The organism is Pantoea sp. VS1 (assembly GCF_002207995.1).
Taxonomy (GTDB): domain Bacteria; phylum Pseudomonadota; class Gammaproteobacteria; order Enterobacterales; family Enterobacteriaceae; genus Pantoea; species Pantoea dispersa.
Genome location: NZ_NHZE01000038.1, coordinates 1 through 26648 on the forward strand (window position 1 = coordinate 1; position 26648 = coordinate 26648).

Sequence of the window (26648 nt, forward strand, 5' to 3'; positions counted from 1 at the left end):
TGACCTTCCCGGTGACGCGGAAAGGGCGAAACACCTGAAATCAGCGACGGTCTGATATCAGTACAGAATCGGTGGAGCGGTAGTTCAGTTGGTTAGAATACCTGCCTGTCACGCAGGGGGTCGCGGGTTCGAGCCCCGTCCGTTCCGCCACTTAAATTGAGAAGCCCTGACTGTGAAGTCAGGGCTTTTTCATGTCCGCTCAAAATCCGCTATTGTTGAGTAAAACGCAAAATTCCTCTGCTCATAAGCGGATTTTTCAGCAACAATAATCCTGCCACAATACGCCTCATCGCAACATTCAACGCAATGATGAGGAAAACATGACAATCCCCGCTTTTGGTTTAGGAACATTTCGTCTGCAGGACGATGTCGTTATTCATTCAGTGAAAACTGCACTGGAACTCGGTTACCGCACCATCGATACCGCTCAAATTTATGAAAACGAAGCTGCCGTAGGTCAGGCTATTGCCGAAAGCGGCGTGGCACGTGATGAGCTGTTTATCACCACTAAAATCTGGATTGAGAATCTCGCCGCCGACAAACTGATCCCCAGCTTGCAGCAGAGCCTGGCGAAACTACGTACCGACTATGTCGATTTGACGCTGATTCACTGGCCATCGCCGGGTGCAGCGGTATCGGTCAAAGAGAGCATGCAGGCATTGATGGCAGCGAAAGAGGCGGGTTTGACGCGTCAGATTGGTATCTCCAACTTCCCGATTGCCCTGATGAAAGAGGCCATTGCCGCTGTGGGCGCAGAGAACATTGCGACTAACCAGATTGAACTGCACCCGTTCCTGCAAAATCGCCAGGTCGTGGAGTTCGCGAAACAGCAGGGCATTCACATCACTTCATACATGACGCTGGCATATGGCGAAGCGTTAAAAGAACAGGTGATAAAGCAGATTGCGCAGAAACATCAGGCCACACCCGCGCAGGTCGTCCTGGCGTGGGCACTGGCACTGGGTTATGCCGTGATCCCCTCCTCAACCAAACGTGAGAACCTGGCCAGCAATATGGCGGCGCAGGATCTGACACTGGATGCGGACGACATGGCGCAGATCGCCGCGCTGGATCGTCAGCAGCGTCTGGTCAGCCCGGAAGGCCTGGCACCAGACTGGGATTAATTCTCCCGTGCATCAGCCCTGCACGCGCCAGGGCTGATCTCTGACCCACTCGCTGAGAAAATCAATAAAGGCCCGCACGCGCTGGCTCACCCCTAAATCACTGTAATACACCGCATTAAAAGGCATCTCAACCGGTACCGACTGGTGCGCCAGCACCTCAACAAAAGTGCCCGCCGCAATTTCTGCATTCACCATAAAGTCCGACAGGCAGGCGATACCCTGATCGTTAAGGCACAGCTGTTTAATCGTCTCTCCGCTGTTTGATGACATCGCCGCGTCAATTTCATACAGATCGCTACCATTAGCCGACACGGGCCAGCGATTGAGACGAGGCGTCTCGACAAAGCCGAGGCACTGATGCTGTGCCAGCGCCTCCACCGACGCCGGCGTGCCATATTTTGCCAGGTAAGCTGGCGTAGCGACCATTTTACGATAGCTGGTGAACAGCAGCCGGGCACGCAGCGTGGAATCAGTTAAATCCCCGGCACGAATAGCGACATCCACTTTACGATCGATCAGGTTGATAAAGCTTTCAGAGGAGATTAGCGATAGCGTGACCGCCGGATAGCGCTCACGAAAGGGTTTAATCATCGGCATCAGCAGGTTAAGGATCACCGGTGTTGCCGCGTCGATGCGCAGCACGCCCTGTGGCGCCTGCTGGCGCTCAATCAGCTCATTCTCTGCCGTTGCCATCTCAAGGATCAGCTTCTGCACGCGCCGGAAATAGAGTTCGCCTTCATAAGTCAGCGCCAGCTGACGGGTGGTACGCGTCAGCAGCGACACGCCAAGCTTGTTCTCCAGCTTCTTCACCGTGCGGCTCACCGCTGAATTGGCCATCTGTAACTGCTCCGCTGCACGGCTAAAACTGCCGCTTTCCACCACAGCGATAAAGACTTTTAACTCCTCTGAAGATGCCTTCATTATGCCTCCTCAGGCAAAAGTTTATTGTTACTTTGCTTCTTTTTGTTATTAAAGCACGAGTCGATAATGGCGCCCATCAAAACATTATTGGGAGTCAACCATGCCACTTGCACTCTGGGCGCTGACCATCAGCGCCTTCGCTATCGGAACCACCGAGTTTGTTATCGTCGGGCTGATTCCGACCATCGCTGAACAGCTCAGCATTACGTTACCTTCTGCCGGGATGCTGGTATCCATCTACGCGCTTGGCGTAGCCGTCGGCGCGCCAGTGCTCACCGCCTTAACCGGCAAGCTGCCGCGCAAGCAGTTGCTGATGGGGCTGATGGCGCTGTTTACCGTCGGTAATCTGGTGGCCTGGCTGGCACCCAACTATGAAACGCTGGTGATGGCGCGTCTGCTGACCGGACTGGCGCACGGCGTTTTCTTCTCCGTCGGCTCAACCATTGCCACCAGCCTGGTAAGCAAAGAGAAGGCTGCCAGTGCGATAGCCATCATGTTTGGCGGCTTAACCGTGGCGCTGGTCACCGGCGTACCGCTTGGCACACTGATTGGCCAGCACTTTGGCTGGCGTGAAAGTTTTCTGGCGGTCTCTCTGCTGGGCGTGATTGCGCTGGTCAGCAGCATGATACTGGTACCACGTAACATCGCACAGCCGCCTGCCACTTCACTGGCACAACAGGCCGCGGTAATGATCAATCCGCGTCTGCTGCTGATTTACGCGATTACGGCGCTGGGCTACGGCGGCATCTTTACCACCTTTACCTTCCTGGCACCGATGATGCAGTCACTGGCCGGTTTCTCGCCGACCGCCGTCAGCGGCGTGCTGCTGGGGTACGGTATTGCAGTGGCGATCGGGAATATCTGGGGCGGCAGGCTGGCCGATCGCCGCGGGGCGGTACCGGCGCTGACGCTGATTTTTATCGCGCTGGCCATTCTGTTAATAGTATTCCAGTTCACCGCCAGCATGCATTACCCCGCGCTGCTCACGGTGCTGGTGATGGGCGTCTTTGCCTTTGCTAACGTACCCGGCCTGCAGGTTTACGTGGTGCAAAAGGCCGAACACTATGCGCCAGGCGCAGTTGATGTCGCGTCCGGGCTGAATATCGCGGCCTTTAATATTGGCATCGCACTGGGTTCAACCGTCGGCGGTCACATCGTGGAACATTACGGTCTGGCGCAGACGCCATGGGTGGGTGCCGTCATCGTGTTTGCGGCTCTGCTGCTGGTCCGCCTCAGCGGCCAGCTGGATAAGCCGCGCACGGCAGCCATCATTGAATAAGCTGCACAACAGCCTGCCGCATGGCGGGCTGTTGCCGTTGCTGGCTGTGAGGCGAATTCCGACAATCAATAACAGCAATTGAAACCCCGCGCTAAAATCCCTATAACAGTCAGGTGAAGTTGTAGTCGAAAATCAGCCAGGCGGGACAGTGCGAAAAAAAACTTATGCAATGCGGTATGTAGCAGGTCAGCCTGCTGAGCGGATTTTTCCGCCAGGGGCGATGCTGCATCTTGGGCAGGCGTTACCGCCCGGTGCACCGCTGCCAGCCGACCCAACCCTGCGCGTGCTGGTGTGGAATATCTTCAAACAGCAGCGGGCAGACTGGATGTCAGTACTGCAGGGCTTCGGTAAAGATGCCCATCTGGTGCTGCTGCAGGAAGCGCAGACCACACCGGAACTGGTGCAGTTCGCCACCAGTAATTATCTGGCGGCCGATCAGGTACCGGCCTTTGTGCTGCCACAACACCCCTCTGGCGTCATGACGCTGGCTTCTGCCCATCCGGTCTACTGTTGTCCGCTGCGTGAGCGTGAGCCGCTACTGAGGCTGTCTAAATCCGCTCTGGTCACTGCCTATCCGCTTCCCACCGGCGAAATGCTGATGGTGGTCAACATTCATGCGGTCAATTTCAGCCTCGGCGTTGATGTGTACAGCAAACAGCTGGGGCCGATTGGCGAGCAAATCCAGCATCATCGCGGGCCGGTGATCATGGCCGGCGACTTCAATGCCTGGAGCCGCCAGCGTATGAATGCGCTCTACCGCTTTGCCCGTGAGATGGCGCTGCGCGAAGTAAACTTTACTGATGATCATCGGCGCAAAGCCTTTGGCCGCCCGCTGGATTTTGTCTTTTACCGCGATATGAAGGTCAGCGAGGCGTCGGTGCTGGTGACGCGTGCCTCTGACCACAATCCTCTGCTGGTTGAATTCAGTCCCGGCGCGGCTAAACGCTAAGCCAAGTGCGGCGCGCCAAAGCGCATGATTCACAGCGCTGAAGCCGCATCCTGCTCAATAAACCACTTCAGACCGCTACAGGCATGGTGCAGCGGCGAAAAAATAACGAGTTTTACGCGGGAGTGTGTCGGACTGCGGGAACGGGAAAAGGTAAATAATGAAAAAGGCTGACAAAAGTCAGCCTTTTCGGTGCATCAGGTATCAGGTGTTGCGCTATTCTTCACAAACAGCGTCAGCTTATCGCCGGGCTGAATATCTTTAGCGTCACTGTTCCAGCGCATCACGTCTTTGGTGTTAACACCGTGACGTTTGGCGATACTGGCAAAAGAATCACCCTTACGTACACGGTAGGTGATGCTGTTGCCGTTATCCGCCAGCTGCGACGCGCCAGCTTTGCTGCCAACGGTCAGGGTCTGACCGATGCGTACTGACGCACTGCGCAGGTTATTCTGCTGCTTCAGTGCACTAACGCTCACGCCAAGCTTACTGGCAATGCCCGATAAGGTGTCGCCTTTGCGGACCTTATAGCTATTGCCTGCAGCGCTGACTTTCGCCAGCTCGCCGGGCTGTACCGCAGCAATATCACCGGAAGCCAGTGAATTGCGCAGCTGAGCCACGTTGGACTTTGGCACCATAATATAGTGCGGTCCGTTTGGCGCGGTGGTGCCGTTTTTATACCCGGCATTGAATGTCTTCAGCTTGCTGAGCGACATACCGGCCATATCTGCGGCCTGCGTCAGTTCAATCTGCTGTCCCACTTCAACGCGAGCCAGTGCACGGCTCTCATTCGCGGTTGGCAGCTTAATACCGTAACGCTTGCTGTTCTTGAGAATATCACTCAGGGCCAGCATTTTAGGTACGTAAACCGTGGTCTCGCGTGGCAGCGATAAATGCCAGAAGTCGGTCGGCTTACCGCGCGCCTTGTTCTGTTTCATCGCCTTCAGCACACGCCCTTCACCGCTGTTATAGGCGGCGATGGTCAGTAACCAGTCACCGTCAAACATGCCGTTCAGACGCTGCATCATATCCAGCGCAACTTTGGTTGAGGCCACCACATCGCGGCGTCCGTCGTACCATTGGTTCTGTTTCAAACCATAGTTTTTGCCCGTTTGCGCAACGATCTGCCAGATGCCAGCGGCATTCGCAGAAGAGGTTGCGTGTGGGTCAAAAGCGCTCTCCACTATGGGTAGCAGTACCAGTTCCATCGGCATTTTACGTTTCTGTATCTGCTCGACAATCCAGTACATGTACGGCTCTGCCCGTAATGTTACATCGTGGAGATAGCTCTTATTTTTTAAGTACTTTGTTTTTTGTTCGCGGATTCGCGGGTTTTCCGGAATCCCCATCTTCAACTCGTCACTAATGTGATTCCAGAGATCAGTGTCTTCTGCGAGGCTGGTTCCATCATCTTGCCAGCGCGGCGACAACAAGCGATCTCCGTACTTTCCATTTTCACCTTGACCAGCTGAAGACAGACTCTGTGCATGCTGTACCGGGATACTGGCGTCATTCCTTGATGCCTGACATCCAACCAGCAAGACCGAGGCGAGTAATATCGCTTTAGCCTTCATGTGTGTGTCAATAGTTCGCTTAAAAGACGAGCAACTATACGTTAGCGACCGGCACAACACAACCAGAAATATCAAAAACGGTCTTTCTTCTCGCGTAGATCGGCAAAAGTCTGCCATAACGGAGCCGACGACACATTAATGCCTAAAGCCTTTTGCAAATCAGGATCTTGCGTACGCAGGAATAAATTTATTTCACGCTCCAGCGCCAGTTTTGTTGGCAAAGTAATGCGATTTTCTGCGCGTAAGTCCTTAATTTGCTGATACCTTGCCAAAATTTTCGGGTCCTGAGGCAGAATAGCCGCAGCAAACTTCATATTGGATAAAGTATATTCATGCGCACAGCAGATAAGCGTATCGGCAGGAAGTTGATTAATCGACTGAAACGACTCAAACATTTGCTGCGCAGTGCCTTCGAACAGTCGTCCGCAGCCACCCGAAAACATTGTATCGCCACAGAAAAGATAAGGTGAGCTGAAATATGAGATATGTCCTAAAGTGTGTCCAGGCGTTGCGATGACGCGGAAATTTAGCCCGAGCAGCGTAAATTCATCACCGTCACTGAGAATAGTGCGCGCGCCTTTATCGGCGGTCTCCTGCGGACCATAAACCTCAAGTTGCGGATAGCGCTCCAGCAGTTCGCCAACGCCGCCCACGTGATCGTGATGATGATGGGTCAGCAGAATGGCCTGCGGCTGCCAGTGATTGGCGTGAATTTTTTCCAGCACCGGCCGGGCTTCACCCGGATCGACGATCAGACAGCGTCCCTGTTCATCGTTCAGTGTCCAGATGTAGTTATCCTGCAACGCGGGAATACTGGTAAGATTCATAAACACCTCTCAGGTCGTAGAAAAAGGAAAATGGTAGAGCATGAAGCCAGCGAAAACACGCCAAATCCTGACTGCGCCGCGCTCCTGGCAGGATATGCCCTGGGGCGACTATTTCCGCGACGCGTTAACCCAGCAACTGCAACCGTATCTCGGCAAGCTGTACGGCTTTCATATGCTTAAAATTGGCAGCCTCAGCGCAGAAATCAATACCCGCCAGTGTGCCATATCGCATCAGGTTAATGTGGGCGATGAGGGCGATGGGCTGCACGTCATCGCCAGCGCAACGCAGTTGCCATTTGAAGCCAAATCGATTGATGCCTGTCTGCTGGCGCACACGCTGGCCTGGAGCCAGGATCCGCACCGCGTCCTGCGCGAAGTGGATCGTGTACTGATTGATGACGGCTGGATGATTATCAGCGGCTTCAATCCGTTTAGCCTGCTGGGCATCAGTAAAGGCCTGCCCGGATTACAGCGCCGCGCACCGTGGAGCGGACGGATGTTCAGCCAGGTGCGCCTGCTCGACTGGCTGAGCTTACTCAACTATGAAGTGGTGTATCGTACGCGCTTTCAGGTGGTGCCGTGGCACCGCCAGGGCGGCAAGATGATCAGCACGCACCTGCCGGCGCTGGGCTGTCTGAACATCGTGGTTGCGCGTAAGCGCACCTTCCCGCTGACGCCGGGCAAAGTGAAGATGATGCCCGGCAAAACCCAGTTACGGCCAGCGGTCAATGCCACGCGGCAGTTTCGTGAAGCCAGCGATCAGGACTCAACCTGATAGCCAATATCGTCGAGGGAAGGATTGCCGGCAGCGCTGCGTGCCAGTTCATCGCAGCGTTCGTTCTCCGGATGACCGGCATGGCCTTTTACCCACTCCCATTGAATCTGATGGGTACTGAGCGCCGCGTCGAGTCGCTGCCACAGATCAACGTTCTTCACCGGCTTCTTTTCTGCGGTTTTCCAGCCGCGCTTTTTCCAGTTGTGAATCCAGCTGGTGATGCCCTGGCGCACGTACTGGCTGTCGGTGCTGAGCACCACGTCACACGGCTGGGTCAGCGCTTCCAGTGCCACAATGGCCGCCATCAGCTCCATGCGATTATTGGTAGTAAGGCGATAGCCGGCGCTGAATAATTTCTCGTGCTGGCGGTAGCGAAGAATGGCGCCGTAGCCGCCGGGACCGGGATTGCCCAGGCAGGATCCATCGGTGAATATTTCTACCTGTTTGCGCATCTCTGGTAGACTTCCTTCTGACAAAACGCCAAGTCTGACATAAAACGAGTCCTATGAGCACTGCAAATAACCGCCAGATCGTCCTCGATACCGAAACCACCGGCATGAACATGATCGGGGTACATTACGAAGGACATCGCATCATTGAAATCGGTGCGGTTGAGGTGATCAACCGTCGCCTGACCGGCAACAACTTCCATATGTATCTCAAGCCCGATCGGCTGGTGGATCCGGAAGCGTTCGGCGTACACGGTATTGCCGATGAATTCCTCGCCGATAAACCGACCTTTGCGCAAATCGCCGACGAATTCCTCGATTATATTCGCGGCGCGGAGCTGGTGATCCATAACGCTTCGTTCGACATCGGCTTTATGGATTACGAATTTGCCATGCTGCAGCGTGACATCGGCAAGACAGAAACCTTCTGTCAAATCACCGATAGCCTGGCGATGGCGCGTAAAATGTTCCCGGGCAAGCGCAACAGCCTGGATGCGCTGTGTAACCGTTTCGAGATCGACAACAGCAAACGTACGCTGCACGGCGCTTTGCTTGATGCCGAGATTCTGGCCGAGGTGTTCCTCACCATGACCGGCGGCCAGACCTCGCTGGCGTTTTCAATGGAAGGCGAGCAGAGCAATCAGGTGGAAGGTGAGCATATACAGCGCATCGTTCGTCCGGGCGCCGGCCTGCGCGTGGTTAGCGCCAGCGATGAAGAGATAATGGCGCATGAGAGCCGGCTCGATCTGGTGCAAAAGAAGGGCGGCAGCTGCCTGTGGCGCGCCTGAAGCCGCTGATTTTGCGTGGAAAAGCGTCGTTAAGCTGAAAAAAACGGCAAACGAGAGATTCCCCTGCAAAAAGCGTTGACGAGGGATGAGGCTGCCATTAATATGCGCCTCGTTCCCGACGGGGAACAAAGCGCGGAGCGGTAGTTCAGTTGGTTAGAATACCTGCCTGTCACGCAGGGGGTCGCGGGTTCGAGCCCCGTCCGTTCCGCCAATCTCTTTAAAGAAGCCGATGCAGCAATGCATCGGCTTTTTGCTTTTCTAAATCATACCCATCTGGCGTACGGTCGCCGTTAATGGCGACCGCCAGCGCATTAATCCTTCTGTACCGCCACTTCCGCACGATAGGTGGCTTGCGGCACCTCACGTTCAGCGCGCGCCAGCCAGCGGTAGCAGCCAGCGCCCAGTGCCACGCCGATGAACCAGCTGAAGTTCGCCACCGCGTGCAGGGACGGAATAAAGCTAATCACCAGACAAATGCCAACGGAAGGCAGCAGTGCAGCAATCGCTTTCGGATTGAAACCGCCGCGATACCAGTAGCGGCCTTTTGGCGTATCGTTGAACAGGTCATCAACGTATACCTTACTGCGTTTGATCAGGTAGAAATCGGCGATCAGAATGCCAAACAGCGGCCCGATAAACGATCCCAGCACATCCAGCGTGTAGTGAATCAGCTCCGGCGACTGGAACAGATTCCACGGCGTCAGCAGCACTGAACCCACGGCGGCGATCATGCCACCGGCGCGGAAGCTGATCTTCTGCGGTGAGCAGTTAGAGAAATCAAACGCTGGCGAAACGAAGTTCGCCACGATATTGATGCCGATGGTGGCGGTAATCATGGTCAGCAGCCCGATAGCGACCGCTACATCGTTGCCTACCATGCTCACGGTTTCAATCGGATCGGTGATCATTTTGCCAAACAGCGACTGAGTACCCGAGACAATGACCACGGTCACAATCGAAAACAGCAGGAAGTTGAACGGCAGGCCCCAGCGGTTGCCGCGGCGAATCTCACCCATGCTTTTGCCGTAGCGCGAGAAGTCACCAAAGTTGAGCAGCGGGCCGGAGAAATAAGAGACCACCAGCGCGGTCGCGGTAATCATCTGCCAGGTTTGCTCGCCCGCGCTCAGTGATTTACTGGCGAGGGTGAAGGAGATACCGTCAAAACCGGTTTTGTATACAATCCAGCCCGCCAGCGCCACCATCACCACGTAGACCGCCGGACCGGCGATATCAATAAAGCGTTTAATCGCGCTCATGCCGTGCCAGAACACCATCGCCTGCAGCAGCCACATTACGCCGAAACAGCACCAGCCAAGCTGCGACAAGCCGAGCCAGCTGCTCTGCGTCATGCTGCTTAACGACGGATAGAACTTCAGCAGCACCAGCATCAGCGCATTCGCCGCCAGATAGGTCTGAATGCCGTACCAGGCGAAGGCGATCAGCCCGCGGATCACCGCCGGGATGTTGGCCCCGAACACGCCAAATGCCTGACGCGAAATCACCGCGTAAGGCACGCCAGCCATCTGGCTCGGCTTCGCCACCAGGTTAGCGCACAGCTGCACGATGCAAATTCCCACCAGCAGACACAGCAGCACCTGCCAGCTGGCCAGACCGAGGGTGAAGAAGCTGGCCGCCACCACATAGCCGCCCATGCTGTGCACGTCCGACATCCAGAACGAAAAAATGTTGTACCACGACCAGCTCTGGTTGCGGGTCGGCGCCAGGTCGTCGTTACACAGACGCGGGCTGTAATGGGCGTTGGCTTCAGAGGCCACCGCAGAGGTCACTTCAGAATGATTTGGCATGAAACCTGCTCCTCTTAACTTCATGGAAAAATAATGACAGCGTGAAACGGTATTGCAGGATCCAGGCCAGAATTGATTTCTTGTATACAAAAAATGAATTTCACGTATACGATGTCTGCATACAGTCACTTGCCGGAGCGGGTAATGAAGAGTGAAACAGGTCTGAAAACGGCTGCCGATCTGAATGACAGAGACGAACCTATCTATCAGGCGTTGCTGAACGCCATCGTGGAGCATCAGCTGCCGCCGGGCAGCAAATTGCCGGAAGAGGCACTGTCGGAGGTGTTTGGCGTCAGCCGCACCGGCATTCGTAAGGTGCTGCAGCGCCTCGCGGCGGTGCAAATGATCACCCTGTCGCCCAGACGTGGTGCACAGGTGGCGACGCCGGGCGTGGAGGAAGCGCGCGACATCTTCGCCACGCGCAGCCTGCTGGAGTGCGCCAACCTACCGGCGGTGCTGGCGCATCTGCAGCCGCCGCATCTCGCCGCGCTAAGTGGCTTAATTGCCGACGAGCAGCAGGCGCACCAGCAGCACGACGGGGCCGCCGCCATCCGTCTGTCTGCGGCTTTTCATATCCAGCTGCAGGCGATTTCCGGCAACCAGGTGCTGACTGACATGGTGACGCGCCTGACGCAGCGCTCCTCACTGGTGATCGCCGCTTACGGTGCACCCTGGCAGCGCGGCTGTCGTTGCGATCATCACGATCGGCTGGTGGATCTGCTGCGGCAAAACGATCTGCCGGCGTTAACCACGGCGCTGCAGCATCACTTCGAACATATCGTTGCCAGCCTGCACTTTGAGCGCAGCGGCGAAACCCTGCCTGATTTCACCCGGTTATTTGCCGGTCATAAAGGAGCGGCATCATGAGCCTGATCCAGGTGATCAACCCGAATACCAGCGCCGCCATGACGGCGACCATCGGTGCAGCGGCGCGCGCCGTGGCCGCACCTGGCACGGAGATTGTGGCGGTGTGCCCGAGCGAGGGCGTGCCCTCCATTGAAGGACACTTTGATGAAGCGATTGCCGCGGTGGGCGTGCTGGAACAGGTAAAACGCGGCAAAGAGCAGGGCGTCAGCGGCCATATCATCGCCTGCTTTGGCGATCCGGGACTGCTGGCGGCGCGCGAACTGGCGAGCGGACCGGTGATTGGCATTGCCGAAGCGGCGATGCACACCGCGACGCTGGTGGCGACGCGCTTTTCGATTGTCACCACGCTGCCGCGCACGCTGGTGATCGCCCGCCATCTGTTGCAGCAGTACGGATTCAGCCATCACTGTGCCGCGCTGCACGCCATTGACCTGCCAGTGCTGGCGCTTGAGGACGGCAGCGGCGTCGCGCAGGAGAAAGTGCGCGAGCGCTGCCTGCAGGCGAAACGTGAAGATGGCAGCGGGGCGATTGTGCTGGGCTGCGGCGGCATGGCGTCGCTGGCGCAGGATCTGACTAAAGAGCTGGGCCTGCCGGTGATTGATGGCGTCAGTGCGGCGGTGAAAATGGTCGAGTCATTACTGGCGCTGGGCTTTGGTACCAGCAAACACGGCGATCTGGCTTACCCGATTAAAAAACCGCTCAGCGCGGCATTTCAGCACCTAAACTAAGGGCTGGTTGAGGACTGATGACAGGAACTTGCAGAATGAGTGATGTATCTGAAAAGAAAGAGTACAGCTTCAACAAAAATTATCCGCGCGATCTGATTGGCTATGCGGGCCAGCCGCCGCACGCGCAGTGGCCGGGTGAGGCGCGGGTGGCGGTGCAGTTCGTGCTCAACTATGAAGAGGGCGCTGAAAACAATGTGCTGCATGGTGACGCGGGCTCTGAGCAGTTTCTCTCCGACATCATCGGTGCCGCCAGCTATGCCGATCGCCACATGTCGATGGATTCCCTGTATGAGTACGGTTCGCGTGCCGGTTTCTGGCGCATCCATCAGGAGTTTCAGCAGCGCGGCCTGCCGCTGACCATCTTTGGCGTCGCGATGGCGCTGGCGCGGCATCCGCAGATTGTCGAGGCCATCAAAGCCGCCGATTACGATGTGGTCAGCCACGGCTGGCGCTGGATTCACTATCAGGGGATGGATGCCAAAACCGAGCGTCAGCACATGCAGCAGGCAGTGGACGTGCTCACCGAGCTATTCGGTAAAGCGCCCACCGGCTGGTATACCGGGCGCGACAGCCCCAATACGCGGCGGCTGGTGGTCGAGCAGGGCGGCTTCAGCTACGACAGCGATTACTACGGTGACGATCTGCCGTTCTGGACGCAGGTCACCTGTCAGGACGGCACGGTGAAGCCGCATCTGATCATTCCCTATACGCTGGAGTGCAACGACATGCGCTTCGCCACGCCGCAGGGATTCAACACCGCCGAGCAGTTCTATACCTATCTGCGCGATACCTTTGATGTGCTGTATGAAGAGGGCGCGACGGCGCCGAAGATGATGTCGATTGGCATGCACTGCCGTCTGCTGGGGCGTCCGGGGAAATTCCGCGCGCTGCAGCGTTTCCTCGACCATATCCAGCAGCACGACAAGGTGTGGGTGTGTACGCGTCAGCAGATTGCCGATCACTGGATGAAGACGCATCCGGCTGCCTGAGCGGCCTTACCTTTCACGGATGTCAGGTCGTTTTTGCCCTCTCTTGCCAGGAGAGGGCAACACTCGCGCCTGCGTCAGCTCATCAAACTCACCTGCGCCGCCACGATGCGCCAGCCACACGGCAGTCGCACCCAGGTCTGCTGCTGACGGCCAGTCTTCTCCACGCCCTCGCGGGTGAATTCGGTGCTGCACACCGCATAGTCATCGCCAAAAGTAGTGATGACCGTATTGCGCAGCGTGCGATCGAGCCCTTTTGACGGCCGCGCCGCGCGAAAGGCGCGAATCTCGTCAATCCCGTACAGATTTTCTCCGGCACCGAGTCGCACCGTACGCGCATCGTGCCAGAACAACTCGTCCAGCACGGCGACATCATTGCTCACCAGCGCCTGCTCGTAGCGGTAAAACGCGGCGGTGACTTCAGCCAGTATCGCCGGACGATCGATATGTTCAGGTGTCATCTTCAGGCATCCATAAAAGAGGTTTGTGGCAGCGTCACACCCTGCTGCTGCAGTGCCCAGGCGGCGCGCAGCGCCAGCTGTTCGTTAAACGGCGCGGCAATCAGCTGCAGGCCAATCGGTAAGCCGCTGGCAGTGAGCAGCGGTACGCTACACACCGGCAGGCCGAGGAACGAAATCGGCTGCGTCAGCATGCCCATGCTGGCGCGTGTCGGCAAATCCTGACCGTTGATGTGAATGGTTTCCTGGCCGATGGTGGTGGCGGTACAGGGCGTGGCCGGGGCGATCAGCACGTCGTAATGGTCGAACAGCGGCAGCACCTGCTGCTGGAAGTGACGGCGGAAACGCTGGGCCTGCACATACCACGCGGCGGGCAGCATCGCGCCAGCCAGCAGGCGTTCGCGTGAATTCGGCTCAAAGCGTTCTGGCTGGGTGCGCAGCGCCGGCAGATAGTGATTGCCGCCTTCCGCGGCGGTCATGATAAACGCGGCCGAGCGCGCCAGTTCGGCCTGGGGCAGCGTCACTTCTTCTGTCGCGCCGAGCGCGCGGGCCGCTACCGCCACCGCCGCGCGCGCCTCATCGCTGCACCAGTCAGCAAAAAAGCCGCCCAGCACCGCGCTGCGCAGCTTTTCGCTGCCTGCAGAGAGCCTGTCACTGACCGGTTCCGCAGGGCGCGCCGCCTGGAATGCATCGCTGGCGTCGCCGCCCTGCAGCGCATCGTAGACCAGACTCAAATCTTCCACCGAGCGGGCAAACGGACCGATGTGATCGAGGCTGGCGACAAACGGGTGGCTGCCGCTGCGCGACAGACGACCAAAGGTAGGTTTCAGGCCGAAAATGCCGCACAGCGAAGCAGGCACGCGAATCGAGCCGTTGGTGTCGGTGCCGAGTGAAAAGTGCACCAGCCCGGCAGCGACGGCCGCTGCGGAACCGCCAGATGAGCCGCCGGCCACGCGTGACAGATCGCGCGGGTTGCGGGTGGCACCATAATGGGTGTTCTCGGTGGTAAAGCCGTAGGCGTAGGCGTCCATATTCAGCATGCCGGAGAGCAGCGCGCCGCTCTGCTGCAGTCTGGAGACCGCCCACGCATCCTGCTGTGCCACCGGCCGCTCGCTGAACAGGCTGGCACCGGCAAGCGTGCTGTGACCGGCGACGTCAAACAGGTTTTTTACCGCATAGGGAATGCCAGCCAGCGCCGGCAGCGGCTCGCCGCGCTGACGCTGCTGATCCAGCCGATCGGCTTCCCGCAGCATGCGCTGCGCGGTGACGGCGGTCCAGGCGTTAATGGCCGGGTTATGCTGTTCAATGGCGGCCAGCGTCTGTTGTGCGATGTCGCGTGCGCTGAGATCGCCCTGCGCCAGTGCCTGCTGCAGCTGGCTAATCGATAAGGCTGCCAGCGTCATGGATGAAATACTCCCGCCACTTCCAGGCGATCGTCCAGCGGCAGCGCCATCAGCGGCTGCGCCATAGCGGCGATACGGTTAAACTGCGTCAGCAGCTCGGCGCGGCGCGTGTCGTCCAGCTCCAGCGCCAGAATCTGTTCCATTTGGGCGATATAGGTTGCCCAGTCCGGTTGTGCATTCATGATTGTCTCCGTTAAAAGCCGGCAGCGCTGCCGTTGCTGCGCGGATCAAACGCGCCTTCCAGCATGCCATTGTTGTGTCTGACGATGGCGCCGGCGTGACCCACCACTTCACTGTATTCAGCCAGCAGTTCGACCTCATGACCGAGCGCGCGCAGTTGCTGCACGGTTTCAGGCGCGATGCGCGCCTCCAGCTTGAGGGAGTCTGAGGATTGGCCCCAGGTGCGGCCAAGCAGCCAGCGCGGTGCGCTGACCGCCTGCTGCAGCGGCTGGCCCTGAATGACATAGCGGGTAAAGATCGCCGCCTGGGTTTGCGGCTGGCCATCACCCCCCATCGAGCCGTACACCAGCGTGCGGCCATCCTTCAGGCGTGCAGCCGCTGGATTGAGCGTATGGAACGGCTGTTTGCCCGGTGCCAGCGTCAGCAGGTGATCCGGCTGCAGGCTGAACGCCGCGCCACGGTTTTGCCAGGTAATACCGGTGCCGGGCAGCACGACGCCGCTGCCAAATTCGTGGTAAATGCTCTGGATAAAGGAGACCGCCAGGCCGCTGCTGTCCATCACCCCCATCCACACGGTATCGCCCGGTCCGCGTCCGGTGCCCCAGGGCGCGGCGCGATCGTCCTGCACCTGCGCGGCCAGCGTGCCGAGATGATCGGCATTCAGCAGCGACTGCACATCAATCGCCATGTGACGCGGATCGGTGATGTGTTGATCGCGCAGGGCAAAGGCCTGTTTGGTGGCTTCAACGATGCGGTGCACCGTCTGCGCTTCACTGGCGTCGGCCATCGCCAGACGATCGGTGATACCGAGGATCGCCAGCGACACCAGCCCCTGCGTCGGCGGCGTCATGTTCCAGATATCGCCTTCGCTGTGCGCGAGGTGCAGCGGCGTGCAGCGCCGGGCGCGCTGTCGGTGTAAATCGTCCAGCGTAATCGGCATGCCGAGCGCGCCCATTTCGCGTGCCAGCTGGTGCGCCAGCTCACCGCGATAAAAGCTCTCCAGCCCTTGCTCGCTCAGCACGCTCAGCGTCTGCGCCAGCGCCGGCTGGGTAAAACGACTGCCGGCAGCGGGCGGTGCGCCATCAGGCAGAAAGGTGGCAGCAAAACCGGGCTGATGTTGCAGCTCATGCTGTTTTGCCGCCGTCGCCGCCGCCTGCGAGGCGGTGACCGGAATGCCATCGGCCGCATAGCGAACCGCATCGCGCAGCAAACGGCTCAGCGGCAGCGGCGTCGCGCCCAGTTCGTGCGCCAGCGTCAGCGCTTCCTGCCAGCCGCTGACGGTGCCGGCAACCGTCAGTGCCGCTTTAGGGCCGCGATGCGGAATATGGCTCTCACCGTGGTAGAAGTCGGGGTGCGCCAGCGAACCGGCGGCGCCGCTGGCATCGATAGCAATCGGATCGCCGCCGGGCGGCACCACCAGCCAGAAGCCGTCGCCGCCGAGGCCATTCATGTGCGGATAGACCACCGCAATGGTCGCCGCGGCGGCCACCATGGCTTCCAGCGCGTTGCCGCCTTCACGCAGAACCGCCAGTGCGCTTTCGCTGGCAAGGTGATGTGGCGTCACCGCCATGCCCATCGGGGCCATATTGCTTTGAATCATAATGAACTGTTCCCGGATTATTCTTTTGTAGCGGCGCGATTTGGCGCGCTGGATAGGGAAAACAAGCGCAACAAATTGCGCCGCTACCAGTCTGTAGCAATGGTAAAGCAAGAGCCGTTCCAGTTTTGGTGTTACGCCAGCCTGGATCGATTTATGCTAGCTTGTGATGAAACGAAAGTTACAGGACCGATGATGAAACAGCTCGATGAACGCCTTCGCAGTCACTATCCGCAACTGTCGCCGCAGGAGCAGCGCATTGCTGACTTTGTGTTTGACCATTTTGATGATCTGATTAGCTATAACAGCGCTGAGCTGGCGCGGCTCAGCGGCGTATCAAAGGCCACGGTAAGCCGGCTGTTCAAACGCCTCGGCTATGAAAAATACAAAGACATGCGTGATGAGCTGCGCACCCTGCGCCAGAGCGGAATGCCGCTGACCGATAACCGCGACGCGGTGCAGGGCAACACGCTGCTGTCGCGTCATTACAAGCAGGAGATGGCGAACCTGACGCAGTGGGTCAACAGCATTGACGCCCGGCAGTTTAGCGAGGTGATTGCCGCGCTGGGCGCCGCACGGCGGGTGTTCATCATTGGTATGCGCAACGCGTATCCGGTGGCGCTGCATCTGCGTCAGCAGCTGCTACAGGCGCGTGCCCAGGTGCAGGTATTGCCACAGCCCGGCCAGACGCTGGGCGAAGAGCTGGTGGACATGACGCCGGAAGATGTGGTGGTGGTGATGGCGTTTCGCCGCCGGCCACGCATCATTCGTCCACTGATGCAGCAGCTGCAGCAGAGCGGCATCCCGGTGCTGGTGCTGTGCGAACCCCAGGCGCAGGGCATTCTCACCCTGGCGCGCTGGCAGCTGTGCGCACCGCTCGACAGCGTTTCCGCCTTTGACAGCTACGCCTCGGCAATGAGCCTGATCAACCTGCTGGCCAACGCACTACTGCACGAAATGCTGTCGCAGGGGCGTCAGCGCATTCATCAGATTGCCGATCTTTACCAGCAGCTCGACGAGCTGGAACACCGCTAAAGGGCACTGTTTTGGTGCTTTGCACCTTTTTTGATCGCGTCTGCTAACGGGGTGCTCCCCGTTAAGATGCGCCCTTAATCGCCTTAAATCCTCCGCTTGGCCGCTGCGTTTGCTGCCCGTTGTGGTTGGCACATTAGTTGCAAATCAATTTATCAAGAATCTTTTGTTTCACCATTAACTCACCGGGGTGCATAATGAACAAAGTATTACTGGCAGTAGCAGGGGCAGCATTGCTGCTGGCGCAGGCAGGCAGCGCCATGGCCGATCAGCTGCAGGATATCCAGAAGCGTGGTGTGATTCGCGTGGCGGTGCCGCAGGACTTCCCGCCGTTTGGCTCGGTCGGTACCGATCTGCAGCCGCAGGGCTATGACATCGACATGGCGAAATACCTCGCGAAGCAGATGAAACTGAAGTTGCAGCTGGTGCCGGTGACCAGCGCCAACCGCGTGCCGTATCTGCAGACCGACAAGGTCGACCTGGTGATCTCCAGCATGGGCAAAAACGCCGAGCGCGAAAAAGTGATCGACTTCAGCCGCGCCTACGCGCCGTTCTTCCTCGGCGTGTTCGGCCCGAAAGGCGAGACGCTGAAAGATGCGGCGGCGCTGAGCGGTAAATCGATTGGCGTGACGCGCGGTGCGGTAGAGGACATGGTACTGAGTGATGTTGCTCCGAAAGATGCTCAGGTGAAGCGCTACGAAGATAACAACACCACGCTGTCCGCCTATCTCTCCGGTCAGGTGCAGTATGTCGCTACCGGTAACCTGGTGGTCGCGGCGATTGCGCGCCAGAACGCGGAAAAAGCCCCGGTGCCGCAGTTTATGCTGAAAGATTCACCGTGCTTTATCGGCCTGAAAAAGAATGAGCCAGCGCTGAAAGAGAAAGTGAACGCACTGATTGAGCAGGGTATTAAAGACGGCACGCTGAACAAGCTGTCGGAAGAGTGGCTGAAAGCGCCGCTGCCTGCCAACCTCGGCGCATAACAGGAACGGCCAATGATTGGGCAACTTAACTTTGCAGATCTCTGGCCGCACTGGCCAGAGCTGCTGGCCGGACTGTGGGTCACGGTGCAGCTTACGGTGCTGGCAACGGTGGGCGGTGTCGGACTGGGTATTCTCGGCGCGGCGCTGCGCAGCGGCAAACCGGGCTGGGCCAGCCGCCTGTGGGGCATCTACGTCGAGCTGATTCGCAACACGCCGTTTGTGGTACAGCTGTTTTTTATCGTGTTTGGTCTGCCTAATCTCGGGCTGAAACTGACGGCCGGTGAAGCGGCGCTGCTGGCGATGCTGATTAACCTTGGCGCCTATAGCACTGAAATCATCCGTGCCGGTATCCAGGTCACGCCGCGCGGGCAGTGGGAAGCGGGGCGCGTGCTCGGGCTGAGCCGCACGCAAACCTTCATCCGCGTGGTGCTGCCGCCCTCGCTGCAGCGCATTTATCCGGCGCTGGTCAGCCAGTGCATTATTGTGATGCTCGGCTCGTCGGTGGTGTCACAGGTCTCTTATGAAGAGCTGACGTTTGCCGCCAACCTGATTCAGTCGCGCACCTTTTTGAGTTTTGAAGTCTATCTGGTGACCACGCTGATCTATCTGGCGTTGTCGATTGCCATGCGTCAGCTGCTGCTGGCGCTGGGTCGCAAATGGTTTGGAGCGCAGCCGGCATGACAACGTTTACTGACTGGGACATCCTGCGCAACCTGCTGCTGGCGGCGCGCTGGACGATTTTGCTGTCGCTGGTGGCCTTTTTCGGCGGCACGCTGGTGACACTGCCGCTGCTGTTTCTGCGTCTGCTGCAGCGGCGCTGGCTCACCCGCCTGGTTCGCTGTTATACCGAGCTGTTTCAGGGCACGCCACTGCTGATGCAGCTGTTTCTCGCCTTCTTCGGCGTCGGCCTGTTCGGCATCGACGTCGCGCCCTGGACCGCGGCGTCGCTGGCACTGACGCTGTATACCAGCGCGTTTTTACTGGATATCTGGTACGGCAGCATTCGCGCGCTGCCAAAAGGGCAGTGGGAAGCGTCGCGCTGCCTCGGCCTGAACTTTGGCCAGACGCTGTATCGCGTGGTGGCACCGCAGGCGATCCGCATCGCCATCGCGCCGACCGTCGGCTTTGCCGTGCAGGTGATCAAGGGCACCGCGCTGGCGTCGATTATCGGCTTCGTCGAGCTGACCAAAGCCGGCACCATTCTCAATAATGTGACGTATCAGCCCTTCAAGGTGTTTGGCCTGGTGGCGCTCGGTTACTTCCTGATGTGTTATCCGCTGTCGCGTTACAGCCAGTACCTGGAGAAAAAATTCAATGCCGCTCATCACCATTAATCAGGTCCAGAAGTACTACGGTGATAACCACGTACTGAAAGGGGTCGATCTGGATATCGACAACGGCGAGGTGATTTCCATCATTGGCCGCAGCGGCTCCGGTAAAAGTACCCTGCTGCGCTGCATGAACGGGCTGGAAGGCTATCAGGAAGGCAGCATTAAACTGGGCGGCATGACGATTACCGATCGTGAATCGCAGGCGCGTGAAATCAGCCGCTCGGTGGGCATGGTGTTTCAGAACTTCAACCTGTTTCCGCACATGACCGCGCTGGAAAACGTGATGCTGGCACCGCGCCGCGTGCTGAAAAAGAGCGAGGCGGAGTGCCGCACGCTGGCTACGCAGATGCTGGAAAAAGTCGGGCTCGGCGAACGCCTCAATTACTACCCGGCCAACCTGTCGGGCGGTCAGCAGCAGCGCGTGGCGATTGCCCGCGCGCTGGCGATGCAGCCAAAAGTTTTACTCTGTGACGAAATCACCTCGGCGCTCGATCCGGAGCTGGTGGGTGAAGTACTGAAAGTGCTGGAGCAGCTGGCCGCCGAAGGCATGACGCTGATTCTCGTCACCCATGAAATGAACTTCGCCCGCGACGTGGGCGACCGCGTGGTGTTTATGCATCAGGGACGCGTGTGGGAGCAGGGCGACAGCAAAACGCTGTTTGCAAATCCACAAACCGCCGAGCTGAAGCAGTTTATTTCGACCGTGCGTCTGTAACCGAACAATAAGGAACCCCTCATGGATATCAGCCAGTTCTCGCAAATCAATCCGCCACAGCGTCTGCTGATGGGACCGGGCCCGATCAACGCCGACCCGCGCGTGCTGCGCGCCATGTCGAGCCAGCTGCTTGGGCAGTACGATCCGGCGATGACGCACTATATGAACGAGGTGATGGCGCTGTACCGTGGCGTATTCCGCACTGAAAACCGCTGGACCCTGCTGATTGATGGCACCTCACGCGCCGGTATCGAAGCCATCCTGCTGTCGGCGATTCGTCCGGGCGATAAAGTGCTGGTGCCGGTGTTCGGCCGCTTCGGCCATCTGCTGTGCGAAATTGCCCGTCGCTGCCGCGCGGAAGTCCATACCATCGAGGTGCCGTGGGGCGAGATATTTACCCCGGATCAGATCGAAGATGCGATCAAAAAAGTCAAACCGCGCCTGCTTCTGACGGTGCAGGGCGATACCTCAACCACCATGCTGCAACCGCTGGAGCAGCTCGGTGCGATTTGTCGCCAGTACGGCGTGCTGTTGTACACCGATGCCACCGCATCGCTGGGCGGCAACCCGCTGGAAACCGATGCCTGGGGGCTGGATGCGGTCTCTGCCGGCATGCAGAAATGCCTCGGTGGTCCGTCCGGTACCTCGCCGATCACCCTCAGCCCGCAAATGGAAGCGGTGATCCGCCAGCGTAAGTGCGTGGAGCAGGGCATCCGCACCGACGCACATCAGGATGGCGTCGACGAGATGATCTACTCCAACTACTTCGATCTCGGCATGATCATGGATTACTGGGGACCGGAGCGGCTCAACCACCATACCGAAGCCACCTCGGCGCTGTTTGGCGCACGCGAATGTGCCCGTCTGATCCTGCAGGAAGGGCTGGATAACGGCATCGCGCGTCACAAGCTGCACGGTGATGCGCTGCTGAAAGGTATTCAGGGCATGGGGCTGGAAACCTTTGGCGATCTCAGACACAAGATGAATAACGTGCTTGGCGTGGTGATCCCGCAGGGCATTAACGGCGACCAGGTACGCAAATTGATGCTGGACGATTTCGGCATTGAGATTGGCACCTCGTTCGGTCCGCTGCACGGCAAAGTGTGGCGCATCGGCACCATGGGCTACAACGCGCGCAAAGATTGCGTGATGCTGACGCTGAGCGCGCTGGAGTCCGTGTTGAATCACGTCGGTTTCCGCACCACTCAGGGTGCGGCGCTGCAGGCTGCCTGGGACCACTACGGGAGCCACGCATGAGTCATAGCCTGATGAGCGCCAGTGAGGCGCAGTCAGCGGCGGCGCGGGTGATGGCGCGCTGTGACGCGCTGGCAGCAATCAGTGAGAGCGAAGAGGGGCTGACCCGCGTCTATCTGTCGCCGGAGCAGGTGCGCGCCAACGCGCGCGTTGCTGAGTGGATGCAGGCGGCAGGTATGCACACCTGGCAGGATGCGGTCGGCAATATCTGCGGTCGCTATGAAGCGGCGGAGCCGGGCGCACCGGCGCTGCTGCTCGGCTCGCACCTTGATACCGTGCGCAACGCCGGACGTTACGACGGCATGCTGGGCGTGCTCAGCGCCATCGAAACCGTGCAGTGGCTGCATGACCATCAGCAGCGCCTGCCGCTGGCGATTGAAATTGTCGGCTTCGGCGATGAAGAGGGCACGCGCTTTGGCATCACGCTGCTTGGCAGCCGCGGTCTCACCGGCAGCTGGCCGGAGAGCTGGGTGTCACATCCGGACGGTAACGGTATTACGGTGGCGCAGGCGATGCAGGACCTCGGCCTGGACGCGGCGCTGATCCCGCAGGCGGCACGTGAGGTGAGCGACATTGTGGCTTATCTCGAACTGCACATTGAGCAGGGACCGTGCCTGGAACAGGACGATCTGGCGCTTGGTGTGGTGACGGCGATTAACGGCGCGCGCCGTCTTAACTGCCGCTTTGTCGGAGAGGCCGGTCATGCCGGCACGGTGCCGATGACGCACCGCAAAGACGCGCTGGCAGCAGCGGCAGAGTGGATGGTGTTTGTGGAACAGGCCACGCAGGATCAGGATGCGCAGCTGGTGGCAACGGTGGGCACGCTGAGCTGTCTGCCGGGCGCCGTTAACGTTATCCCCGGCGAAGTGCAACTGTCGCTGGACGTGCGCGGACCGCAGGATGAACCACTGGAGCGTCTGCTCTCCAGCCTGCTGACCCAGGCGGAAGCCATCGCGCTGCGGCGCGGGCTCAGCTTCAGCGCTAACGAGTACTATCGCATCGCGGCCACCGCCTGTGATACGCGGCTGCAGCAGGCGCTAAGCCATGCGGTAGAAACCGTACAGGGGCGCAGTCTGGCGCTGCCGAGCGGAGCCGGTCACGACGCGATCGCGATGGCTGAACGCTGGCCGGTGGGCATGCTGTTTGTGCGCAACCATCGCGGTATCAGCCATCATCCGGCGGAATCGGTGCAGGTGGCCGATGTGGCGCTCGGCGTGCAGGCCTATCTGCAGGCGGTGTGCGATCTGGCGCGCAGCTAAAGGAGCCGCGAAATGGATCTGAACGATTTTAATCAGGCGAGCGTCGCGCAGGCGCAGGCGGCGATTGCCCACTGCGTGGCGATTCCCGCCTGGCAGCAGGCGTTGGTGGCGGCGCGGCCGTTCGCCAGCCTGACGGCGCTGTACGCCACGGCGCAACAGCTGGCGCTGGCGTGGCAGGGCGACGCCTTGCGACAGGCGCTGAGCGCCCATCCGCGCATCGGCGAAAAAGCGCAGGGCGCGGGTAAAGAGGCCGCGCTGTCGCAGCAGGAACAGGCGGCGATGCAGCAGGCTAACGGCGCGCTGCAGCTGGCGATGCTGGCCGGTAATGAGCGCTATGAGCAGCGCTTCGGCCGGGTGTTTCTGATTCGCGCCAAAGGGCGCAGCGGCGAGCAGATGCTGGCGGAATTACAGCGCAGGCTCAACAATGATGAAGAGACTGAGCAGCAGGAAGCACTGGCGCAGCTGCGGGAAATTACCCTGTTACGGCTTAAGGAGAGCATCACATGAGCACCATCACTACCCATATTCTCGACACCGCGCTGGGCAAACCGGCGATTGGCGTCGCGATGTCGCTGGAGCAGAACAGCCCTGAGGGCTGGCTGCCGGTGGCCGAGGGCGAAACCGACAGCGACGGACGCATCAAAGATCTCACGCCTGAACCGCTGGCGCCGGGCCACTATCGCTTAACCGCGGAGATCGGTGACTATTTCGCCGCCGACGGACGTGATGCGCTGTACGTCAGCGCGCAGATTGATTTTGTGATTGGCTCCGCCGGCAGCCATTATCACCTGCCGTTCCTCATTTCCCCATGGTCGTGGTCGACTTACCGCGGGAGTTGATCCAGGTCGCCATAAATGGCGCAATGCTTGTCTGTTAAATTGTAAATCCGCTTAACAACGGTTGCGTTTTGGTAGCGGCGCAATTTAATGCGCGATGAATCGCGCCGCTACGAATCTTGTGCGACTTGCAGTACCGGCTTCATACCCTCTCAGGCCCGCTGAAATTCGTGCTCTCTATCACAAACCTCGCGCTTGAAAGCCAGTAACTATCAAAACCTTCGGTCCATCCAAATATATTCTGCAACACGGTGCGGTTATCTTAACCGAACAACGTGAAGCCAATGGAGCCGAGAAATGAGCACGCCCGAAAATAATGATAATGCAGCCGCCTCAGGAAAATGCCCCTTTCATCATGGAGCATCGGAAGAGAAAAGCGTTTTAGCGCGTGGCGCCGGAAGCGGGACCACTAACCGCGACTGGTGGCCAAACATGCTGCGCGTCGATCTGTTAAACCAGCATTCCAGCCGTTCTAACCCCCTCAGTGACACTTTCAACTACCGTGAAGAGTTCAGCAAACTGGATTACGCCGCGCTGAAAGCCGATATTCGTGCGCTGCTGACCGACTCGCAATCCTGGTGGCCTGCCGACTGGGGCAGCTACATCGGGTTGTTTATCCGTATGGCATGGCACAGCGCCGGCACCTACCGCACCATCGACGGTCGCGGCGGTTCCGGACGTGGCCAGCAGCGCTTTGCGCCGCTCAACTCCTGGCCGGATAACGTCAGCCTCGACAAAGCACGTCGTCTGCTGTGGCCGGTGAAACAGAAGTATGGCCAGAAAATCTCCTGGGCCGATCTCTACATTCTTGCCGGTAACGTGTCGCTGGAAAACGCCGGCTTCCGTACCTTTGGCTTTGGTGCCGGTCGTGAAGATGTCTGGGAACCGGACATGGACGTGGACTAGGGACATGAGACCGAATGGCTGGCGCACCGCCATCCGGAAAGCCTGGCAAACGCGCCGCTGGGTGCGACGGAAATGGGCCTGATCTACGTGAACCCGGAAGGTCCGGAAGCCAGCGGCGATCCGCGCTCGGCGGCCCCGGCGATTCGCGCTACCTTCGGCAACATGGGCATGAACGATGAAGAGATCGTCGCGCTGATTGCCGGCGGTCACACGCTGGGTAAAACGCACGGTGCCGCTGCGGCCAGCCACGTGGGCGTCGATCCGGAAGCCTCGCCGCTGGAAGCGCAGGGTCTGGGCTGGCACAGCAGCTACGGCAGCGGTGCCGGTGCCGATGCCATCACTTCCGGTCTGGAAGTGGTATGGACGCAAACCCCAACGCAGTGGAGCAACTACTTCTTCGAGAACCTGTTCAAATATGAGTGGGTACAAACGCACAGCCCAGCGGGCGCGATTCAGTTCGAAGCGGTTGATGCCGAAGCGATTATCCCGGATCCGTTCGATCCAGAGAAAAAACGCAAGCCGACCATGCTGGTCACCGACCTGACGCTGCGCTTCGATCCGGAGTTCGAGAAGATCTCGCGTCGTTTCCTCAACGATCCGCAGGCGTTCAACGAAGCCTTCGCCCGTGCCTGGTTCAAACTGACGCACCGCGATATGGGACCAAAAGCGCGTTACCTCGGTCCGGAAGTGCCGAAGGAAGATCTGCTGTGGCAGGATCCGTTACCGCAGGCCACGCATCAGCCGACGCCGGATGACATCACCGATCTGAAAGCGAAAATTGCCGCTTCGGGTCTGAGCGTCAGCCAGCTGGTCTCTGCGGCCTGGGCGTCTGCTTCCACCTTCCGTGGCGGCGATAAACGCGGCGGCGCGAACGGTGCCCGTCTGGCGCTGGCGCCGCAGAACGGCTGGGCGGTCAACGCCAGTGTCACCCGCGATGTGCTGCCGGTGCTGCAGAAGATTCAGCAGGAGTCAGGTAAAGCGTCGCTGGCGGATGTGATTGTGCTGGCGGGCAGCGTCGGGATTGAGCAGGCGGCAGCAGCGGCAGGTGTCGCGGTGCAGGTGCCGTTCACGCCGGGCCGCGTAGATGCGCGTCAGGACCAGACGGATGTCGAGTCATTCAACGTACTGCAGCCGCTGGCCGATGGTTTCCGCAACTATCGCCGCGTACAGGGCGGTTCTTCCACCGAAACCCTGCTGCTGGACAAAGCGCAACAGCTGACGCTGAGCGCGCCAGAGCTGACGGTACTGCTGGGTGGTCTGCGCGTGCTGGGCACCAACTTCGACGGCAGCGCGCACGGCGTGTTTACCGATCGCGTGGGCGTGCTGAGCAACGACTTCTTCATCAATCTGCTGGATATGCGCACCGCATGGCGCGCCACCGATGAGAGCGCTGAGCTGTTCGAAGGCCGCGATCGTCAGAGCGGAGAAGTGAAGTACAGCGCCACCCGCGCCGATCTGGTGTTTGGTTCTAACGCCATCCTGCGCGCGCTGGCGGAAGTTTACGCCAGCAGCGATGCGAAGCAGAAGTTCGTTAACGACTTCGTGACTGCCTGGACCAAAGTGATGAACCTCGACCGGTTCGATCTGTAAGCAACTGACGTGAATAACGCGAACCCCGGCCTGGC

The 26648-nt window shown here is 59.1% G+C and carries 25 protein-coding genes, 2 tRNA genes and 2 pseudogenes; 20 read left to right on the plus strand and 9 right to left on the minus strand.

The window, feature by feature from the left end:
- Positions 1 to 73: 73 nt before the first annotated feature.
- Positions 74 to 150, plus strand: a tRNA-Asp gene (locus CBW22_RS13980).
- A 170-nt stretch (positions 151 to 320) separates the two neighbouring features.
- Positions 321 to 1124, plus strand: coding sequence for a 2,5-didehydrogluconate reductase DkgB (gene dkgB, locus CBW22_RS13985; RefSeq protein ID WP_088516998.1), 804 nt, complete (start codon positions 321 to 323; stop codon positions 1122 to 1124).
- 12 nt (positions 1125 to 1136) lie between these two features.
- Here the strand turns inward: dkgB and yafC are convergent, their stop codons facing one another.
- Positions 1137 to 2045, minus strand: coding sequence for a DNA-binding transcriptional regulator YafC (gene yafC, locus CBW22_RS13990; protein ID WP_021507312.1), 909 nt, complete (start codon positions 2043 to 2045; stop codon positions 1137 to 1139).
- A 100-nt stretch (positions 2046 to 2145) separates the two neighbouring features.
- Here yafC and CBW22_RS13995 point away from each other — a divergent pair, with 100 nt between their 5' ends.
- Positions 2146 to 3324, plus strand: a complete 1179-nt coding sequence (locus CBW22_RS13995; RefSeq protein ID WP_088516999.1) for an MFS transporter — start codon at positions 2146 to 2148, stop codon at positions 3322 to 3324.
- Positions 3325 to 3472: 148 nt separating this feature from the next.
- Positions 3473 to 4273 (plus strand): endonuclease/exonuclease/phosphatase family protein, encoded by an 801-nt coding sequence (locus CBW22_RS14000; RefSeq protein WP_031279675.1) that lies wholly within the window; start codon positions 3473 to 3475, stop codon positions 4271 to 4273.
- A 194-nt stretch (positions 4274 to 4467) separates the two neighbouring features.
- Here the strand turns inward: CBW22_RS14000 and mltD are convergent, their stop codons facing one another.
- Positions 4468 to 5844, minus strand: coding sequence for a murein transglycosylase D (gene mltD / locus CBW22_RS14005; protein ID WP_031279674.1), 1377 nt, complete (start codon positions 5842 to 5844; stop codon positions 4468 to 4470).
- 71 nt (positions 5845 to 5915) lie between these two features.
- Entirely contained in the window at positions 5916 to 6671 is a 756-nt protein-coding gene (gene gloB, locus CBW22_RS14010) for a hydroxyacylglutathione hydrolase (protein WP_088517000.1), read from the minus strand.
- Positions 6672 to 6711: 40 nt separating this feature from the next.
- Between gloB and CBW22_RS14015 the strand changes: the two genes are divergently transcribed.
- Positions 6712 to 7446, plus strand: a complete 735-nt coding sequence (locus CBW22_RS14015; protein WP_021507307.1) for a class I SAM-dependent methyltransferase — start codon at positions 6712 to 6714, stop codon at positions 7444 to 7446.
- Here the strand turns inward: CBW22_RS14015 and rnhA are convergent.
- Positions 7431 to 7998 (minus strand): annotated as a pseudogene (gene rnhA, locus CBW22_RS14020) (ribonuclease HI). The gene CBW22_RS14015 and the pseudogene rnhA overlap by 16 nt on opposite strands.
- Here rnhA and dnaQ point away from each other — a divergent pair.
- Both dnaQ and CBW22_RS14030 read left to right on the plus strand, forming a co-directional pair.
- Positions 7952 to 8683, plus strand: coding sequence for a DNA polymerase III subunit epsilon (gene dnaQ, locus CBW22_RS14025; protein ID WP_058758031.1), 732 nt, complete (start codon positions 7952 to 7954; stop codon positions 8681 to 8683). The pseudogene rnhA and the gene dnaQ overlap by 47 nt on opposite strands.
- A 134-nt stretch (positions 8684 to 8817) precedes the next feature.
- Positions 8818 to 8894: transfer RNA gene (locus CBW22_RS14030), tRNA-Asp, on the plus strand.
- Between the two features lie 100 nt (positions 8895 to 8994).
- On the opposite strand, the gene CBW22_RS14035 is transcribed toward CBW22_RS14030, so the two are convergent.
- Positions 8995 to 10488 (minus strand): NCS1 family nucleobase:cation symporter-1, encoded by a 1494-nt coding sequence (locus tag CBW22_RS14035; RefSeq protein WP_021507305.1) that lies wholly within the window; start codon positions 10486 to 10488, stop codon positions 8995 to 8997.
- A 144-nt stretch (positions 10489 to 10632) separates the two neighbouring features.
- On the opposite strand from CBW22_RS14035, the gene CBW22_RS14040 reads away from it, so the two are divergent.
- The 3 genes from CBW22_RS14040 to puuE are packed head-to-tail and all read left to right on the plus strand — an operon-like array spanning position 10633 to position 13072.
- The gene (locus tag CBW22_RS14040; protein WP_058769324.1) at positions 10633 to 11355 is read left to right on the plus strand and encodes a GntR family transcriptional regulator; all 723 of its coding nucleotides are present in this window, start codon (positions 10633 to 10635) and stop codon (positions 11353 to 11355) included.
- A complete protein-coding gene (hpxA, locus tag CBW22_RS14045; protein ID WP_021507303.1) occupies positions 11352 to 12083 on the plus strand; it encodes an allantoin racemase in 732 nt (243 codons plus the stop codon). Before CBW22_RS14040 ends, hpxA begins: the two co-directional genes overlap by 4 nt.
- A gap of 35 nt (positions 12084 to 12118) precedes the next feature.
- The gene (puuE, locus tag CBW22_RS14050) at positions 12119 to 13072 is read left to right on the plus strand and encodes an allantoinase PuuE (RefSeq protein ID WP_021507302.1); all 954 of its coding nucleotides are present in this window, start codon (positions 12119 to 12121) and stop codon (positions 13070 to 13072) included.
- 74 nt (positions 13073 to 13146) lie between these two features.
- Here the strand turns inward: puuE and hpxZ are convergent, their stop codons facing one another.
- From hpxZ to CBW22_RS14070, 4 genes are read right to left on the minus strand one after another with little or no spacing between them, the layout of a single operon-like run.
- A complete protein-coding gene (hpxZ, locus tag CBW22_RS14055) occupies positions 13147 to 13530 on the minus strand; it encodes an oxalurate catabolism protein HpxZ (RefSeq protein ID WP_059010985.1) in 384 nt (127 codons plus the stop codon).
- Between the two features lie 2 nt (positions 13531 to 13532).
- Positions 13533 to 14930 (minus strand): AtzE family amidohydrolase, encoded by a 1398-nt coding sequence (locus tag CBW22_RS14060; protein ID WP_088517001.1) that lies wholly within the window; start codon positions 14928 to 14930, stop codon positions 13533 to 13535.
- Positions 14927 to 15112 (minus strand): oxalurate catabolism protein HpxX, encoded by a 186-nt coding sequence (gene hpxX / locus CBW22_RS14065; protein ID WP_088517002.1) that lies wholly within the window; start codon positions 15110 to 15112, stop codon positions 14927 to 14929. Before hpxX ends, CBW22_RS14060 begins: the two co-directional genes overlap by 4 nt.
- Positions 15113 to 15123: 11 nt before the next feature.
- A complete protein-coding gene (locus CBW22_RS14070; protein WP_088517003.1) occupies positions 15124 to 16710 on the minus strand; it encodes a gamma-glutamyltransferase family protein in 1587 nt (528 codons plus the stop codon).
- A gap of 192 nt (positions 16711 to 16902) precedes the next feature.
- On the opposite strand from CBW22_RS14070, the gene hpxU reads away from it, so the two are divergent.
- From hpxU to katG, 10 genes and pseudogenes are all read left to right on the plus strand, one after another.
- A complete protein-coding gene (hpxU, locus tag CBW22_RS14075) occupies positions 16903 to 17742 on the plus strand; it encodes a MurR/RpiR family transcriptional regulator HpxU (RefSeq protein ID WP_021507298.1) in 840 nt (279 codons plus the stop codon).
- Between the two features lie 194 nt (positions 17743 to 17936).
- Complete coding sequence (locus CBW22_RS14080; RefSeq protein ID WP_031279673.1) at positions 17937 to 18722, plus strand: transporter substrate-binding domain-containing protein; 786 nt, start codon at positions 17937 to 17939, stop codon at positions 18720 to 18722.
- Between the two features lie 12 nt (positions 18723 to 18734).
- The gene (locus CBW22_RS14085) at positions 18735 to 19403 is read left to right on the plus strand and encodes an amino acid ABC transporter permease (protein WP_021507296.1); all 669 of its coding nucleotides are present in this window, start codon (positions 18735 to 18737) and stop codon (positions 19401 to 19403) included.
- Positions 19400 to 20056 (plus strand): amino acid ABC transporter permease, encoded by a 657-nt coding sequence (locus tag CBW22_RS14090; RefSeq protein ID WP_088517004.1) that lies wholly within the window; start codon positions 19400 to 19402, stop codon positions 20054 to 20056. The genes CBW22_RS14085 and CBW22_RS14090 overlap by 4 nt, the downstream gene beginning before the upstream one ends.
- A complete protein-coding gene (locus CBW22_RS14095) occupies positions 20037 to 20768 on the plus strand; it encodes an amino acid ABC transporter ATP-binding protein (protein WP_021507294.1) in 732 nt (243 codons plus the stop codon). Before CBW22_RS14090 ends, CBW22_RS14095 begins: the two co-directional genes overlap by 20 nt.
- Before the next feature lie 21 nt (positions 20769 to 20789).
- Entirely contained in the window at positions 20790 to 22025 is a 1236-nt protein-coding gene (locus CBW22_RS14100) for a pyridoxal-phosphate-dependent aminotransferase family protein (protein ID WP_088517005.1), read from the plus strand.
- Positions 22022 to 23281 carry an allantoate amidohydrolase gene (hpxK, locus tag CBW22_RS14105; protein ID WP_058781167.1) on the plus strand — a complete coding sequence of 420 codons (1260 nt, stop codon included), beginning with the start codon at positions 22022 to 22024 and terminating at the stop codon, positions 23279 to 23281. Before CBW22_RS14100 ends, hpxK begins: the two co-directional genes overlap by 4 nt.
- Before the next feature lie 12 nt (positions 23282 to 23293).
- Positions 23294 to 23788: a 2-oxo-4-hydroxy-4-carboxy-5-ureidoimidazoline decarboxylase gene (uraD, locus tag CBW22_RS14110; RefSeq protein WP_088517006.1), complete on the plus strand. Its 495-nt coding sequence runs from the start codon at positions 23294 to 23296 to the stop codon at positions 23786 to 23788.
- Positions 23785 to 24120 (plus strand): hydroxyisourate hydrolase, encoded by a 336-nt coding sequence (uraH, locus tag CBW22_RS14115; RefSeq protein ID WP_021507290.1) that lies wholly within the window; start codon positions 23785 to 23787, stop codon positions 24118 to 24120. Before uraD ends, uraH begins: the two co-directional genes overlap by 4 nt.
- 294 nt (positions 24121 to 24414) lie before the next feature.
- Positions 24415 to 26613: pseudogene (katG, locus tag CBW22_RS14120) on the plus strand (catalase/peroxidase HPI).
- The last annotated feature ends 35 nt before the right edge of the window (positions 26614 to 26648 follow it).

Excerpts from the sequence above, each read along its gene's own strand:
- uraD (WP_088517006.1), top strand. The coding sequence starts at position 23,294 with ATGGATCTGAACGATTTTAATCAGGCGAGCGTCGCGCAGGCGCAGGCG.
- yafC (WP_021507312.1), bottom strand. The coding sequence starts at position 2,045 with ATGAAGGCATCTTCAGAGGAGTTAAAAGTCTTTATCGCTGTGGTGGAA.
- CBW22_RS14080 (WP_031279673.1), top strand. The coding sequence starts at position 17,937 with ATGAACAAAGTATTACTGGCAGTAGCAGGGGCAGCATTGCTGCTGGCG.
- gloB (WP_088517000.1), bottom strand. The coding sequence starts at position 6,671 with ATGAATCTTACCAGTATTCCCGCGTTGCAGGATAACTACATCTGGACA.
- puuE (WP_021507302.1), top strand. The coding sequence starts at position 12,119 with ATGAGTGATGTATCTGAAAAGAAAGAGTACAGCTTCAACAAAAATTAT.
- hpxX (WP_088517002.1), bottom strand. The coding sequence starts at position 15,112 with ATGAATGCACAACCGGACTGGGCAACCTATATCGCCCAAATGGAACAG.
- uraH (WP_021507290.1), top strand. The coding sequence starts at position 23,785 with ATGAGCACCATCACTACCCATATTCTCGACACCGCGCTGGGCAAACCG.
- hpxZ (WP_059010985.1), bottom strand. The coding sequence starts at position 13,530 with ATGACACCTGAACATATCGATCGTCCGGCGATACTGGCTGAAGTCACC.
- hpxA (WP_021507303.1), top strand. The coding sequence starts at position 11,352 with ATGAGCCTGATCCAGGTGATCAACCCGAATACCAGCGCCGCCATGACG.
- CBW22_RS14070 (WP_088517003.1), bottom strand. The coding sequence starts at position 16,710 with ATGATTCAAAGCAATATGGCCCCGATGGGCATGGCGGTGACGCCACAT.
- CBW22_RS14015 (WP_021507307.1), top strand. The coding sequence starts at position 6,712 with ATGAAGCCAGCGAAAACACGCCAAATCCTGACTGCGCCGCGCTCCTGG.
- CBW22_RS14085 (WP_021507296.1), top strand. The coding sequence starts at position 18,735 with ATGATTGGGCAACTTAACTTTGCAGATCTCTGGCCGCACTGGCCAGAG.
- CBW22_RS14060 (WP_088517001.1), bottom strand. The coding sequence starts at position 14,930 with ATGACGCTGGCAGCCTTATCGATTAGCCAGCTGCAGCAGGCACTGGCG.
- CBW22_RS14100 (WP_088517005.1), top strand. The coding sequence starts at position 20,790 with ATGGATATCAGCCAGTTCTCGCAAATCAATCCGCCACAGCGTCTGCTG.
- mltD (WP_031279674.1), bottom strand. The coding sequence starts at position 5,844 with ATGAAGGCTAAAGCGATATTACTCGCCTCGGTCTTGCTGGTTGGATGT.
- hpxU (WP_021507298.1), top strand. The coding sequence starts at position 16,903 with ATGAAACAGCTCGATGAACGCCTTCGCAGTCACTATCCGCAACTGTCG.
- hpxK (WP_058781167.1), top strand. The coding sequence starts at position 22,022 with ATGAGTCATAGCCTGATGAGCGCCAGTGAGGCGCAGTCAGCGGCGGCG.
- dkgB (WP_088516998.1), top strand. The coding sequence starts at position 321 with ATGACAATCCCCGCTTTTGGTTTAGGAACATTTCGTCTGCAGGACGAT.
- CBW22_RS14035 (WP_021507305.1), bottom strand. The coding sequence starts at position 10,488 with ATGCCAAATCATTCTGAAGTGACCTCTGCGGTGGCCTCTGAAGCCAAC.
- dnaQ (WP_058758031.1), top strand. The coding sequence starts at position 7,952 with ATGAGCACTGCAAATAACCGCCAGATCGTCCTCGATACCGAAACCACC.
- CBW22_RS14040 (WP_058769324.1), top strand. The coding sequence starts at position 10,633 with ATGAAGAGTGAAACAGGTCTGAAAACGGCTGCCGATCTGAATGACAGA.
- CBW22_RS13995 (WP_088516999.1), top strand. The coding sequence starts at position 2,146 with ATGCCACTTGCACTCTGGGCGCTGACCATCAGCGCCTTCGCTATCGGA.
- CBW22_RS14095 (WP_021507294.1), top strand. The coding sequence starts at position 20,037 with ATGCCGCTCATCACCATTAATCAGGTCCAGAAGTACTACGGTGATAAC.
- CBW22_RS14090 (WP_088517004.1), top strand. The coding sequence starts at position 19,400 with ATGACAACGTTTACTGACTGGGACATCCTGCGCAACCTGCTGCTGGCG.